Annotated in this window: 14 protein-coding genes; 9 read left to right on the forward strand and 5 right to left on the reverse strand. The window is 71.0% G+C overall.

Annotated elements, in window-relative coordinates; all coding sequences use genetic code 11:
• Positions 1-13: 13 nt before the first annotated feature.
• From rpmB to rpsR, 4 genes are read left to right on the forward strand one after another with little or no spacing between them, the layout of a single operon-like run.
• Positions 14-250, forward strand: a complete 237-nt coding sequence (gene rpmB, locus G4X40_RS08670; RefSeq protein WP_277831742.1) for a 50S ribosomal protein L28 — start codon at positions 14-16, stop codon at positions 248-250.
• On the forward strand, positions 250-414 hold the full coding sequence (gene rpmG, locus G4X40_RS08675) for a 50S ribosomal protein L33 (RefSeq protein WP_277831745.1): 165 nt from the start codon (positions 250-252) through the stop codon (positions 412-414). The genes rpmB and rpmG overlap by 1 nt, the downstream gene beginning before the upstream one ends.
• Positions 415-416: 2 nt before the next feature.
• The gene (gene rpsN, locus G4X40_RS08680; RefSeq protein WP_277831747.1) at positions 417-722 is read left to right on the forward strand and encodes a 30S ribosomal protein S14; all 306 of its coding nucleotides are present in this window, start codon (positions 417-419) and stop codon (positions 720-722) included.
• 15 nt (positions 723-737) lie between these two features.
• Positions 738-974 (forward strand): 30S ribosomal protein S18, encoded by a 237-nt coding sequence (gene rpsR / locus G4X40_RS08685; RefSeq protein WP_277831749.1) that lies wholly within the window; start codon positions 738-740, stop codon positions 972-974.
• A 42-nt stretch (positions 975-1,016) separates the two neighbouring features.
• Here the strand turns inward: rpsR and G4X40_RS08690 are convergent, their stop codons facing one another.
• The 4 genes from G4X40_RS08690 to G4X40_RS08705 form a co-directional block, all read right to left on the reverse strand.
• Positions 1,017-2,273, reverse strand: a complete 1,257-nt coding sequence (locus tag G4X40_RS08690; RefSeq protein ID WP_277831751.1) for a YibE/F family protein — start codon at positions 2,271-2,273, stop codon at positions 1,017-1,019.
• 151 nt (positions 2,274-2,424) lie between these two features.
• Entirely contained in the window at positions 2,425-4,605 is a 2,181-nt protein-coding gene (locus G4X40_RS08695) for a heavy metal translocating P-type ATPase (protein ID WP_277831752.1), read from the reverse strand.
• Positions 4,589-4,873, reverse strand: a complete 285-nt coding sequence (locus G4X40_RS08700) for a DUF1490 family protein (RefSeq protein WP_277831753.1) — start codon at positions 4,871-4,873, stop codon at positions 4,589-4,591. Before G4X40_RS08700 ends, G4X40_RS08695 begins: the two co-directional genes overlap by 17 nt.
• Positions 4,874-4,945: 72 nt before the next feature.
• Positions 4,946-5,506, reverse strand: a complete 561-nt coding sequence (locus G4X40_RS08705) for a sigma-70 family RNA polymerase sigma factor (RefSeq protein WP_277831755.1) — start codon at positions 5,504-5,506, stop codon at positions 4,946-4,948.
• 138 nt (positions 5,507-5,644) lie between these two features.
• Here G4X40_RS08705 and G4X40_RS08710 point away from each other — a divergent pair, with 138 nt between their 5' ends.
• The 4 genes from G4X40_RS08710 (at position 5,645) to G4X40_RS08725 (ending at position 10,528) form a co-directional block, all read left to right on the forward strand.
• Positions 5,645-6,415, forward strand: coding sequence for a zf-HC2 domain-containing protein (locus G4X40_RS08710; protein ID WP_277831757.1), 771 nt, complete (start codon positions 5,645-5,647; stop codon positions 6,413-6,415).
• Between the two features lie 284 nt (positions 6,416-6,699).
• Positions 6,700-8,049 carry a PepSY-associated TM helix domain-containing protein gene (locus tag G4X40_RS08715; RefSeq protein ID WP_277831758.1) on the forward strand — a complete coding sequence of 450 codons (1,350 nt, stop codon included), beginning with the start codon at positions 6,700-6,702 and terminating at the stop codon, positions 8,047-8,049.
• Positions 8,050-8,138: 89 nt separating this feature from the next.
• The gene (locus tag G4X40_RS08720; RefSeq protein ID WP_277831760.1) at positions 8,139-9,749 is read left to right on the forward strand and encodes an AMP-binding protein; all 1,611 of its coding nucleotides are present in this window, start codon (positions 8,139-8,141) and stop codon (positions 9,747-9,749) included.
• Positions 9,746-10,528 carry an enoyl-CoA hydratase gene (locus tag G4X40_RS08725; RefSeq protein WP_277831763.1) on the forward strand — a complete coding sequence of 261 codons (783 nt, stop codon included), beginning with the start codon at positions 9,746-9,748 and terminating at the stop codon, positions 10,526-10,528. Before G4X40_RS08720 ends, G4X40_RS08725 begins: the two co-directional genes overlap by 4 nt.
• Here the strand turns inward: G4X40_RS08725 and G4X40_RS08730 are convergent.
• A complete protein-coding gene (locus G4X40_RS08730) occupies positions 10,458-11,699 on the reverse strand; it encodes an alkane 1-monooxygenase (RefSeq protein WP_277831765.1) in 1,242 nt (413 codons plus the stop codon). The two genes, G4X40_RS08725 and G4X40_RS08730, sit on opposite strands and share 71 nt — an antisense overlap.
• A 257-nt stretch (positions 11,700-11,956) precedes the next feature.
• Here G4X40_RS08730 and G4X40_RS08735 point away from each other — a divergent pair, with 257 nt between their 5' ends.
• Positions 11,957-13,243 carry a pyridoxal phosphate-dependent aminotransferase gene (locus G4X40_RS08735; RefSeq protein WP_277831767.1) on the forward strand — a complete coding sequence of 429 codons (1,287 nt, stop codon included), beginning with the start codon at positions 11,957-11,959 and terminating at the stop codon, positions 13,241-13,243.
• Positions 13,244-13,275 lie beyond the last annotated feature (32 nt).

Raw genomic sequence — 13,275 nt, forward strand, 5'->3', positions numbered from 1 at the left:
TTAAGGAGCTCGGGTGTCCGCCCACTGCCAAGTCACCGGGACGCGTCCCGGATTCGGAAAGTCGGTGTCGCACTCGCACCGGCGCACCAGCCGCCGCTGGAACCCCAACATCCAGCGCAAGACCTACTTCGTGCCCAGCCTGCGCCGTCGGGTGACGTTGACCGTGTCCACCAAGGGCATCAAGGTCATCGACCGCGACGGCATCGACGCCGTGGCGGCCCGCCTGATCTCCCGAGGAGAGCGAATCTGATGGCCCGCAACGAGATCCGCCCGATCGTCAAGCTGAAGTCCACCGCCGGAACCGGCTACACCTACGTGACCCGCAAGAACCGCCGCAACGATCCGGACCGGCTGGTGCTGCGCAAGTACGACCCGATCGTCCGACGTCATGTCGACTTCCGCGAGGAGCGCTAGCGGTGGCCAAGAAATCGAAGATCGCCAGGAACGAGCAGCGCCGGCAGACCGTCGAGCGCTACCGGGACAAGCGCGCCGCGCTCAAGGAGATCCTCCGTTCACCGGCGGCGTCCGAGCAGGACAAGGACCGCGCCCGGTCGGCCCTGCAACGGCTGCCGCGCGACGCCAGCCCGGTGCGGGTGCGCAATCGCGACGCGGTCGACGGCCGGCCGCGCGGGCACCTGCGCAAGTTCGGGCTCTCGCGGGTGCGGGTGCGGGAGCTGGCGCACCGCGGTGAACTGCCCGGCGTGACCAAATCCAGCTGGTGACAGGAGAACCCGAACATGAACTGGCGTCGAAACCACAGCCCGGCAGCGCCGCGGCGGGCCAAACCCAACCCCCTGCACGCCGCGCGTGCGGAAAGCATCGACTACAAGGACGTCACGCTGCTGCGTACCTTCGTCTCCGACCGGGGAAAGATCCGCAGCCGCCGCGTCACCGGACTGACCCCGCAGCAGCAACGCCGGGTCGCCACCGCGGTCAAGACCGCGCGCGAGATGGCGCTGCCCTACTCCGGCTGACCGGTCGCGTCCGGGCGGGCCACCCGCCCGGACGCGCCTGTCTCAGTGGTGGTGTCCCGGCCCCGCGGCGAGCGTGCGGGCGTCGGTGCCGCGGGTCAGCATGGCCGCCACCACAGTGGTCAGCGGCACCGACAGCACCACCGCCATCGCCCCGACCAGCGACCGGACCACCTCGACGGCGACGACGTCGCTGGTGATGATGTCGGCGAGCGAACGCTGGGACACCGCGAAGATGAGCAGCAGCGGCAGCGTCGACCCCACATAGGCGAGCACGAGCGTGTAGATCATCGACGCGATGTGATCGCGCCCGACGCGCATGGCCGAGGCGAACAGCGACCGGACCCCCATGCTCCGGTCGGCCCCCGCGAGTTCGAACACGGTCGCGGCCTGGCTGATCGTCACGTCGTTGAGCACGCCGAGCGAACCGATGATGAACCCGGCGAGCAGCAGTCCGGTGACCGACACCGACCCCAGGTAGGCCTGGATGGTCGTGTTGCTCTCCTCCGCGAGCCCGGTCAACGTCGCCGTGTCGATCGCCAGCCACGACAGTCCCGCGGCGAGCGCCAGCGACGCCAGCGTGCCCAGCAGCGCGGCCGACGCGCGCAGGTTCACCCCGTGCGCCAGGTAGACGACGACGAACAAGATCATCGACCCGGTCACCAGCGCCAGCAGCACCGGGGAGTTGCCGTCGAGCAGGCTCGGCAGCGTGAAGCCGACGATAACCGCGAGCGCGACACCCACCCCGATCAGCGCGCGGAACCCGCGCCAGGCCGCCACCGCGCACACCACGACCGCCGCCGCCAGCGCCCACATCCCGAGCGGCAGGCCGCGGGCGAAGTCCTCGAAGTCGTACAGCGTGCCCCCGCCGCCGTAGGCGCCCGGATCGCCGCCGCCCTGCGTCCGGGAGAGCCGGAGGTGGTCCCCCGCCTCGAGATCCGGTTCCCCGGGGCCGCCGGTCATCGGCAGCAGCGTCTGCGATCCCGCGTCCGGGCCGGAGGTGATGTCGACGACGGCCTGCCGGCACTGCCCCTGGGACACCGGCGGGCTCTCGGGAACACCCACGAACGCCCGGTGCGCGGACGGACTCCCGCACGGTCCGGTCCCGACCGATCTGACCGTGCCGCTGTCGAACTGCACGCCGCGGCCGGTGACGATCGCCAGGTTGCCGGACACCGACGGCGCGGCGCCGCTGGGCCACAGGGCGATCATCGCGGCAACCGTGGCCAGGAAGACCGCCGCCAGGATGCCGATCACCCAGCGCGCGAACGGCGACAGATGCCGCGGATGCAGGCCACCCACGCTCGCGACGGCGCGTCGCCATCCGCCTTGCCGTCGACGCAGTGCCCGATTCGGGACCGGCGGCTGTTCACTGGGATGTCGATGCACGGAGCGTCAGCGTACTGGCCGCGACCGGCTTCCGGAGGGCGTGCGCCTGGGGACCGGACCGCCGTCAGTCCAGGCGGTAGCGGATCAGTCGGGAACTGTTGCCCACCACCGCAACCGAGGATGCATTGTGCAGGATGGCGGCGAGCACCGGCGACAGCGCACCGCCCGCGCCCACCAGCAGCCCGAGCGAGTTCACGGCAATCGACATCGCGTAGTTCTGTCGGATCAGCCCGATCGTCCGGCCGCCGAGTTCGCGCAGGTCCAGCAGCCGGGTCAGGTCGTCACCGGCGAGCGCCACGTCCGCGGTCTCGACGGCCACGTCGGTGCCGGCCATGCCCATCGCCACCCCGACGTCCGACGCAGCCAGCGCCGGCGCGTCGTTGGTCCCGTCGCCGACCACCGCAACGATGCGGCCCTGCGCCTGCAACTCGCGGACCACCGCCAGCTTGTCGTCGGGCAGCACCTCGGCACGCCATTCGTCGACGCCCAGTTCGGCGGCGACCGCGGCGGCGGTCTCCGCGTTGTCCCCGGTGAGCATCAGGATCCGGCGCACGCCGGCCACGCGCAGATCGCGCAGGATCCGCGCGGCACCCGGCCGCACCTCGTCGCGCAGGCTCACCAACCCGATCAGCTCGCCGTCCACCGCCAGCAGCACCGGCGTCTCCGCCGACCGCTGCAGTCGGAGCACCCACGCGCGGGCCTCCTCGCCGACCGCCACACCCTCGGCGGCCAGCAGCCCGGGGCTGCCCAGCAGCAAGGTCCGGCCGTCTGCGCGGGTGCGCATGCCCAGGCCCACCAGCACCTCGCACTCCTCGTGCGGCGGGATGACGATGTGCCGTTCCTCGGTGGACCGGATCACGGCCTCCGCCAACGGATGCCGGGAATGGATCTCGGAGCTCGCGGTGTAGGCGAGCACCTGCTCCGGCGACCAGCCCTCGGCGAAGGCGAGCACGTTCGTCACCACCGGCCGGCCCACCGTGAGCGTGCCGGTCTTGTCGAACACGACCGCGTCGATCCGGCCGGCCGCTTCCAGATGCGAGCCGCCCTTGATCAGGATGCCGCGTCGGGCGCCGTTGCCGATCGCCGCGCTGATCGCGGTCGGCGTGGACAGTCCGACCGCGCACGGGCAGGCGACCAGCAGCATCGTCATCGCCCGCCGCACGTCCCGGGTCGCCGCGAGCGTGACCCCCGCCAGCAGGAAGGAGGCCGGCACGAACCGGCGCGAGAACGTCTCACCGATGGTCTGGATCGGCGCCCGATCGGATTGGGCCTGCTCGACCCGGGAGATGATGCGGCCCAACGATGTTTCCTTGCCGACAGCGGTGGCCCGTACCACGACCCGGCCGCGCAGCACCACGCTGCCGGCGTGCACGCGGTCCCCGGACGCCATGCTCACCGGCAGGTTCTCGCCGGTGATCGCGGACTCGTCGACCACGCCGGAACCGTCCACGATCACGCCGTCGACGGGCGCCACCACGTGCTCGTGCACGATCACCTCGTCGCCGATCCGCAGCGAGTCGATGCCCACCGACACCTCGGTGGGTTCGCCGTCGACCGCGACCCGGACCCACGCGGCGTCCTGCGCACCGCCGAGCAGGTCGGCGATGGCCCGCCGGGTGCGGCGCAGCGTGAGATCCTGCAGGTACTCGCCGATGTTGAGCAGCCACAGCACCGTCAACGCGACCACGTTCTCCCGCAGCACCAGGCTCGCCAGCGTCGCCGCCGACACCAGCGCGTCGGTGCCGGCCGCGCGGCTGCCCGTCAGCGTGCGCAGCGCCCCGCGCAGGAACGGATAGCCGGCGAAGACGGTCACGCCGGTGGCGAGCGTGCGACCGGTCGGGCCGAGCATCGGCGGGCGGCCCAGCAGGTAGCGGCGTCCGCCGAGCAGCAGCAGTGCGGCGCCGCCCACGACGATGCGCAGCAGTTCGAGCACGTTCTCGTCCGAGGACCGCGGATTGCGGGCGGGCAGCGCGTCGTGCGGTGCCGCGGCCCCGTCACGGACGGCCCGCAGCAGGTGGCGACGGTCGGTCCGGCCGGGCGAATACCAGATGACCACCGAGGCGGTCCGCGGGTAGGCGTGCACCGCCTTGACTCCGGGAACGATGTCGATCGCGTCCTCGACCGCCACTGCGCGGCTCGCCGAACGCGCCAACGCCGGAACGGTCAGCCGCATCCGGCCCGCGGCGTCCGAAACGAGGTGCACACCAGGGGGTTCGGCGACCGAGCGGTCAGTGCTCGTGGTCATGTCCGTCGGCGGAGGTCGCCGGGGGCTGGACTTGTTCACCCAGTCGGTCCCGCGCTTCGGCGACGATGTCCGCGGCCTTCAGGCGCGCAGATTCCGCGCCCACCTCGGCCTTGCGCATCCCACGCAGGCCCCACTCGGTGACGGTCACCGCGGCAGCGTGTGCCGGCGCGGTGGCGGCGAGTTTCCTGACGGCGTCGTACGCCGCGGCTCCCACCATCCCGGTCGCCAGTGTGGCCGCGGCCTTCGACAGCAATGAGGTGTGCAGCATGAGGTGCTCCCTCGACTCGGTGCGCCCCGATCATCCCACGAGCACGCACCCGACCGATGCGTATCCGCGTGGTCAGCTCACGTCGCGGCCGGCGTCCCTGGCGGCGACGAGGTCCTCCCGTGCCCGCGCGACGCGCGAGCGGATCGTGCCGACCCGGCACTGGAGCACCTCGGCGGCCTCGGCGTAGGAGTAGCCGAGCACCTGAGTCAGCACCAGGGCCTCGCGGCGCTCCGGGGCCAGGGCGTCGAGGAGCAGGTTAACCTCGACGAGCCCCTCGTCGCCGAGGGTGCGCGAACCGGTGCGGTCGGCCGCCTCGAGCCAGTCGGCGTCGGTGGAGATCCGCGGGCGGGACATCTCCCGTCGGATCAGGTCGACGCTGGCCCGCCGGGCGATCGCCAGCAGCCAGGTGCGTGCACTGGACCGACCGGCGAACCCGGGCAGGCTCGAGATCGCCCGTATGTAGGTCTCCTGCGCGAGGTCGTCTGCGTGTGCGGGTCCCGCAAGGTGCGCGAGGAAGCGCCACACATCGCGTTGGGTGAGCCGGATGAAGTCCTCGAGCGCGCCTCGGTCGCCGCGGCCGGCAGCCAGTGCCAGCGCGGTGACCTGCGCGTCTGCGATCTCTCGACCCTCCACGGCCGAGAAGCGTAATGCACTACGACGCGTCGTCGTAGTGAGCACCGCACGCCGTCCTCGGCGCCGAGGACGCGGGTTCGGCGGATCGCCGGGAACTTTTCCTGCCCCGCGAACGACCACTGTCACGTGGAGTGTTCTGTGTGTCGTGAAGCGGTGTCCGCTCGGCTCGACGGCGAGCCCGGGCCGGCGCCGGCTGAGGCGGTCGACGCGCACCTGGAGCGGTGCGCGTCCTGCCACCGGTGGCAGGAGGAGGCCGTCGCCCTCAACCGGGCGCTGCGGATGCGCGCCGCCGCCCAGCAACCGGACCTCGTCCCCGCGGTCCTGGCCCACGCCCCGGCGGTCCCGACACTCCGGCAACGACGGCGGACGTCGCTGCGCACACAGTGGTCGCGTCACGCGCTCGCCGTGGTCGCGGGCGCACAACTGCTGCTCGGCCTCGCGCAGGTCTTCGGGCTCCGCTTCGGCATGCTCGCGCACGGGATGGCGGGCGGGCGCGGGATGGACTCGGGGCCGGGCATGAGCGGGCACCTGTTCAACGAGAGCACCTCGTGGGCGCTTGCCGTCGGCGCGGGCCTGATGTGGGTGGCGGTACGGCCCCGCAGCGCGGGCGGGATGCTCCCGGTGCTGAGTGTGTTCGTCGCGGTGCTCAGCGTGTTCGTCGCGCACGACCTCGCGGCCGGCGAGATGACGGTGGCCCGCGCCGCGTCACATCTGCTGCTGGTCGCGGGCCTCGGCCTGCTCGCCGTCACGCACCGCCGCCATGGACGGCCGCAGCTTCCGGCGCCTGGTCACCGACTACCGGTCGGCCGCGAATCGTCTGTCACCGCAGGCGCTGTCGACCCTTCGGGCGACCGCGAAGCGCGCCGCAGCGTCTGGCCGCTGCCGCCGACCGGCCGTCATGCCGCGTGAGCCGCACCGAAACAGTCCACGGCCCAACATCTTCGGTCATCCGCATCACATTTCGACACCCACGGGAACCGTTCTGGCTCGCCGTCCGACCACTGGAGTGATCCACCAATATTCCGGCGAAACACCAAGGACGACAATGAACATCGATCAGATCGCCAAGCTCCTCAGCGCACTCGGCGACTTCGGCAAGCTCTTCAGCGGGATCGGCGACGCGATGAGCGGCTCGGCGGCGATGTCGAGCGACGGCAAGTAGGACGGCACCGCGAGCAGCAGGGGGCCGAACGATGACCGTGGCGACACGCCCTTCTCCCCCACGACTTCCGCGGCCCGCGCGCAGTGCGCTGCCGCTGATCCGGCGCATGCACTTCTACGCCGGCATCTTCGTCGCGCCGCTGCTCGCGGTGCTCTGTCTGACCGGCCTGGCATACGCGGCCACCCCGCAGCTGGACAAGGTCGTGTACCGGCACGAGTTCTCGGTCGGGCACCCGGCGTCCGGACCCGCGTTACCGCTGAGCGCGCAGGTCCGGGCGGCCCGGGCGGCACACCCCGAGGGCACACTCGTGTCGGTGGCACCGCCCGCCGAGACGGGACGCACCACCGGGGTGGACCTGTCGGTTCCCGGCCTGCCGACGGGCGCTGTCCGGACGGTCTTCGTCGACCCGTTCACCGGCGAGGTCCGCGGTGCGCTGACGATGACCAACGGCCGTCCGCCACTGCAGCAATGGCTCTGGGATCTGCACGGCACCCTGCACGGCGGAACGGTCGGGCGGTGGTATTCGGAGGCGGCGGCAAGTTGGCTTCCGGTGCTGCTGCTCGGCGGGCTCGCACTGTGGTTCGCCAAGCCGGGACGCCGCACCCCGCTGCCGTCGATGCGTGTGCGGCCGGGCCGGCCGCGCACCCGCGCCGTACACGTCGCCCTGGGGCTGGCCCTGTGCGTCGGCCTCGCCGGTCTGACCGTCACCGGACTGACCTGGTCGCACTACGCGGGCGCACGCTTCGAGACGGTGCTCGACGCCCTGCACGGCCACACCCCGACACTCACCCCGGCACAGACTGCCTCTGCCCCAGGCGGACCGTCGTTGTCCGTCGACCGCGTTCGACACATCGCCGAGGCACAGGGCCTGCGCCCCACCACGATCGACTACCCGAGCGCCCCCGGACAGCCCTTCGTCGTCGGTGAGACCCGCGACCACTGGCCGGTCGAGCGGACCGGCATCACCGTCGACGCGCGGACAGGCGCGGTCACCGGCAAGCTGACCTTCGACGACTATCCGCCACTCGCCAAGCTGTCCACCATCGGGATCCGGCTGCACGAGGGCCTGCTGTTCGGTCTGGTCAACCAGATCGCCTTGGCCGCACTGGCGGTCGGCACGCTGGTGCTGCTCGGCGGCGGCTACCGCATGTGGTGGCTGCGCCGCCCGACGAAGGGGCGGCGGCTCCCTGCCGCGCCGCCGCGTGGGGCCTGGCGGCGCCTGCCCACCCGCACCCTGGCGGTCGGGCTGCCGATCGTGGTCGCGCTCGCCTGGCTGATGCCGATCTTCGGCATCACCCTCGCCGCCTTCCTCGTGATCGACGCCGCGCTACCCCACCTGCGGCGGCGGAGCGCCCTGCCGACGGTCGCAGGCCCAGGCTGAGGCCGCCACCCCCGTTCGGGGGTGGTCGGGGTATGCGCGACAGCCTAACGTCGGCGTGACACAGCACACATCAGCGATGAGGAGAGCGCATGTCCGAGACCACCGGGTACGTCGACGAACTGCTGGCCCTGTACGGCTCCCCGCAGGCCTGCGCGGCCGAACTGCTCTGCGACCGGCACGATCCGGCCGCGGTCGCGTTCACGGTGATCGACCCCGACCTGACGTCGGTGGACCTGACCTACGGCGAGCTGCGGCGTCGCTCCGAACAGGGCGCGGCCGCGTTGGCCGGGCTCGGCGTCGGCGCCGGCGACGCGGTCGCGACGCTGATGGGCAAGTCCGCGGACCTGGTGGTCACCCTGCTGTCGATCTGGCGGCTCGGCGCAGTGCACGTGCCGTTGTTCACCGCTTTCGCCTGGCCCGCCATCGAATTGCGGCTGACGGCGAGCGCGGCGAAGGTCGTCGTCACCGATGCGAACCAGCGCGCCAAGCTCGAGGCCACCGACGCGACCGTAGTGGTCGCGGGTGGCTCACCCTCGGTCGCAGCAGATCTCGCGCTGACCGCCCTGCTCGACGCGCAGCAGACCGGCCACCCTGCGGCTGTGGTCGGCGGCGACGCCCCGCTGGTGATGATCTTCACCTCCGGCACCACCGGGACCCCGAAGGGGGTGCCGGTGCCGGTGCGGGCGCTGGCGTCGTTCCGCGCATACGTCGAACTGGGCCTGGACGTCACCGCCGACGACGTGTTCTGGAACGCGGCCGACCCGGGCTGGGCGTACGGGCTGTACTACGCGATCCTCGGCCCGCTCGCGGCCGGACGCCGCAGCCTGATCCTGCACGCCGGATTCTCCCCCGAGGTCAGCTTCGCGGTGCTGCAGACGTTCGGCGTCACCAACTTCGCCGCCGCCCCCACCGTCTACCGGGCCATGCGCGCCAAACCCGAGTCCGCGCCGGCCGGGCTGCGGCTGCGCCGCGCGTCGTCGGCGGGTGAACCCCTGACCCCCGAGGTGATCGACTGGGCGCGGGAGGTGCTCGGCACCGAGGTGCGCGACCACTACGGCCAGACCGAGCACGGCATGGTCGTCGTCAACGCATGGCACGGCGATGTCCGCCGACCGCTGCGCCGCGGATCGATGGGCCACCCGCTGCCCGGCTGGTCCGCGGCGGTGCTCGCCGACGACGGCTTCGAGCCCGCGCCCGCGGGCACCATGGGCCGGGTCGCGATCGACGCGGCGGCCAGCCCGCTGATGTGGTTCCGCGGCTACCACGACGCCCCCGAGAAGACCGCCGAACGGTTCTCTCCGGATCGGCGCTGGTACCTCACCGGCGACGCCGGGTCCATCGACGCGGACGGGCACTATTACTTCTCGTCCCGCGACGACGACGTGATCATCATGGCCGGCTACCGGATCGGCCCGTTCGACGTCGAATCGGTGCTGGCCACCCATCCGGACGTCGTCGAATCCGCGGTGATCGGCGTACCGGACCAGATCCGCGGCGAGGTGCTCGAGGCGTTCGTCGTGCTCCGCGACGGCGTCGCCGGCGACGACGAGCTCGTCGCGGAGTTGCAGCGCTGGGTCAAGGACAAGTTCGCCGCGCACGCGTTCCCCCGTTCCCTGCACTTCGTCGATGCGCTGCCGAAGACACCGAGCGGCAAGGTACAGCGGTTCGTGCTGCGCGCCGAGCGGGCGGGTGCACGATGACCGCGCCCGCGGTGAGCAGCACGGTCGACGACAACACCGGGCTCGGCCGGATCCGACTGGACCGGCCCGAGCAGCGCAACCCGCTGTCCTCGGCCACCATGCGCGAGGTCACCGCGGCACTGCGGGCACTCGGCGCGGACGAGCGCGTCCGGGTGGTCGTGATCGGCGCCGCGGGACCGGTGTTCTCCGCCGGGCACGACCTGCGGGAGATGATCGGCCGCACACTCGAGGACGAGCGCGAGATCTTCGACGCGTGCGTGGAGATGATGGAGGCGGTGCAGCAGATCCCGCAGCCGGTGATCGCCTCGGTGCAGGGCGCGGCCGTCGCGGCGGGCTGCCAGCTGGTCGCCGCCTGCGACCTGGCGGTGGCGGCGTCGACCGCCGTGTTCGGCACCCCCGGCGTGCGGATCGGGCTGTTCTGCTCGACGCCGATGGTCGCGGTCAGCCGCGCGGTCGGGCGCAAACGCGCGCTGCAGATGCTGCTGACCGGCGAGACGATCGACGCGGCGACCGCCGCCGATTGGGGCCTGGTCAACCTGGTCGTCCCGCCGGACGAACTCGAGGACCGCACCCGCGCGCTGGCCGCGAGGATCGTGGAGGCCAGCCCGCTGACACTGCGTATCGGCAAGCAGGCCTTCTATCGGCAGGTCGATCTGCCGCAGGGCCTCGCCTACCGGGAGATGGCCGAGACGATGGCGACCAACGCGGTCACCTGCGACGCGCAGGAGGGGATGACGGCGTTCGTCGAGAAACGGCCGCCGACGTGGCAGGGCCGATGAGTCCGGGCGGGGTCAGGCCCAGCTTCCGCGCCAGCCGCGGCTTCATGTTGATCTTCGTGAGGTCGTCGTCGTAGTAGGCCAGCAGCCGGCGGTCCATCACCCGACGCCACAGCGGCGGGACGAAGGCGCACCAGATCATCACCGCGTATCCGGCCGGCAGTTGCGGCGAGACCTCGGATGTACGCAGCGTCTGGTAGCGGCGCAGCGGGTTCGCGTGGTGGTCGCTGTGCCGCTGCAACTGGTACAGGAACAGGTTGCTGCACAGGTGGTCACTGTTCCAGCTGTCCCGGAACGACGTCTTCATGAAGGAGCCGTCGGCGCGGCGTGAGCGCAGCAGTCCGTAGTGCTCGAGGTAGTTGACGGCCTCGAGCAACACGAACCCGAGCACGGCCTGAAAGGCCAGGTATGGCGCAATCGACCAGCCGAAGACCGCGATGAGCGTGGCGAACAGCACGACACTGAGCGCCCAGGCATTGAGGATGTTGTTGTGCGGGCCGAAGACCCGCTGGCCGCGGCGGCGCAGTCGCCCCGATTCGATGTGCCAGGCATGCCGCAGCGACCCGACCACGCTGCGCGGCAGGAAGAACCAGTAGGCCTCGCCGAAGCGCGCGCTGGCCGGATCGACGGGCGTCGCGACGCGGATGTGGTGACCGTGGTTGTGCTCGACATAGAAGTGGCCGTAGAAACTCTGCGCCAACGCGATCTTGGACAGCCGGCGCTCCAGCTTGGTGCGCTTGTGCCCCAGCTCGTGCGCGGTGTTGATCGCGACGCCGCCGACCACGCCGACGGTCGAGGCCAGCGCGATGCGCTCGGGGATGCCCATCGGCGCGTGCACCCACAGATAGCAGGCGAACACCAGCCCGAGGTACTGCAACGGCAGGTAGGCGTAGACGCAGTACCGGTAGAAGCGGTCGTTCTCCAGCGCCTTCGTCAGTTCTTCGGGCGGGTTGGACTTGTCCGCCCGGGTCACCAGGTCGATCAGCGGCACCAGCACCGCGATCACCAAAACCCCCGCCGCCCAGAACAGCCCGAGGTGAAGTGTCTTGACCAGCCCCCAGGCGATGAACGGGCTCAAGGGCACGACCAGGGCAAACCACCACCAGTGGCGCTTCGGGTCGCGCCAGCGGACCGGCGCGAGAGCCTGCGGGCGCGCAGGCGCATCTGACGACATGACGGTGCTCCAACCCCTGGCTTCGATCGGGCCCCGACTTGCCCTCTATATCGGCGAATCGGCAGCCCGCATCACCGCTCGTGCATCGTGCCATCTCCAGCTGCGGCGCTGCCCGCTACTACAGATAGCACCCCTAGGGTTCCCCGACAGAGACAAGTTTAACGTTTGGGACCTAGATCACGTTTGCTGCTGAACTGTTGTCCAACTCCGTCAGGGGGTCGACGATCCGCGGATAACCGCTGGACACGGATGGCACCATGGACGCCGTGAGCAAACTCGAATCGGTGCCGACGGGACCCTTCCCCGCGCAGTATCACCACCAGAGCCCTCGCGTCCTGCAGCAGTCCAAGAAGCTGCAGAACGTCCTCTACGAGATCCGCGGACCGGTACACGCTCACGCCGCACGCCTGGAGTCCGAGGGCCACCGCATCCTCAAGCTCAACATCGGCAACCCGGCCCCGTTCGGCTTCGAGGCGCCGGACGTGATCATGCGCGACATGATCGCGGCGTTGCCGTATGCGCAGGGCTATTCGGAGTCGAAGGGCATCCTGTCCGCGCGCCGGGCCATCGTCACCCGCTACGAGCTGGTGCCCGGGTTCCCCGAGCTCGACGTCGAGGACGTCTACCTCGGCAACGGCGTCTCCGAGCTGATCACCATGACCATGCAGGCGCTGCTCGACGACGGCGACGAGGTGCTCATCCCCGCCCCCGACTACCCGCTGTGGACGGCGATGACCAGTCTCGCCGGGGGCACCCCCGTCCACTACATGTGCGACGAGAGCGACGGCTGGAACCCGTCGATCGAGGACATCGAGTCGAAGATCACCCCGCGAACCAAGGCGCTGCTGGTGATCAACCCGAACAACCCGACCGGCGCCGTCTACTCCGAGCACGTGCTCAGTCAGATCGTCGACCTGGCCCGCAAACATCAGCTGCTGCTGCTCGCCGACGAGATCTACGACCGGATCCTCTACGACGACGCCAAGCACATCTCGCTGGCCACCCTGGCCCCGGACCTGCTGTGCTTCACGTTCAACGGCCTGTCCAAGACCTACCGGGTCGCCGGATACCGCGCCGGCTGGATGGCCGTGACCGGGCCCAAGGAACACGCGTCCGGGCTGCTCGAGGGCATCAACCTGCTCGCGTCGACCCGACTGTGCCCCAACGTGCCCGCGCAGCACGCCATCCAGGTGGCGCTCGGCGGCTACCAGAGCATCGAGGACCTGATCCTGCCCGGCGGGCGGCTGCTCGAGCAGCGCGACATGGCATGGGAGCGGCTCAACGCGATCCCGGGTGTGTCCTGCGTCAAGCCGCGCGGCGCGCTGTACGCGTTCCCGCGGCTCGACCCCGAGGTCTACGAGATCCGCGACGACGAGAAGCTGGTGCTCGACCTGCTGCTGCAGGAGAAGATCCTGATGACGCAGGGCACCGGGTTCAACTGGCCGCACCACGACCACCTGCGGATCGTCACGCTGCCGTGGGCGCGGGACCTCGCGGTGGCCATCGAGCGGTTCGGCAACTTCCTGGCCGGCTACAAGCAGTAGCCGGCCAGGAATCGGTGACCCCAGCGGGGCGG

Origin of the sequence: Speluncibacter jeojiensis (assembly GCF_029589495.1) — a bacterium.
Lineage (GTDB): Bacteria > Actinomycetota > Actinomycetes > Mycobacteriales > Mycobacteriaceae > Speluncibacter > Speluncibacter jeojiensis.

What these genes read in the sequence shown, in the direction of transcription:
- rpmG (WP_277831745.1), top strand. Translation starts at nt 250, where the DNA reads ATGGCCCGCAACGAGATCCGCCCGATCGTCAAGCTGAAGTCCACCGCC.
- rpsR (WP_277831749.1), top strand. Translation starts at nt 738, where the DNA reads ATGAACTGGCGTCGAAACCACAGCCCGGCAGCGCCGCGGCGGGCCAAA.
- G4X40_RS08695 (WP_277831752.1), bottom strand. Translation starts at nt 4,605, where the DNA reads ATGACCACGAGCACTGACCGCTCGGTCGCCGAACCCCCTGGTGTGCAC.
- G4X40_RS08700 (WP_277831753.1), bottom strand. Translation starts at nt 4,873, where the DNA reads ATGCTGCACACCTCATTGCTGTCGAAGGCCGCGGCCACACTGGCGACC.
- G4X40_RS08715 (WP_277831758.1), top strand. Translation starts at nt 6,700, where the DNA reads ATGACCGTGGCGACACGCCCTTCTCCCCCACGACTTCCGCGGCCCGCG.
- G4X40_RS08720 (WP_277831760.1), top strand. Translation starts at nt 8,139, where the DNA reads ATGTCCGAGACCACCGGGTACGTCGACGAACTGCTGGCCCTGTACGGC.
- G4X40_RS08725 (WP_277831763.1), top strand. Translation starts at nt 9,746, where the DNA reads ATGACCGCGCCCGCGGTGAGCAGCACGGTCGACGACAACACCGGGCTC.
- G4X40_RS08730 (WP_277831765.1), bottom strand. Translation starts at nt 11,699, where the DNA reads ATGTCGTCAGATGCGCCTGCGCGCCCGCAGGCTCTCGCGCCGGTCCGC.
- G4X40_RS08735 (WP_277831767.1), top strand. Translation starts at nt 11,957, where the DNA reads ATGGACGCCGTGAGCAAACTCGAATCGGTGCCGACGGGACCCTTCCCC.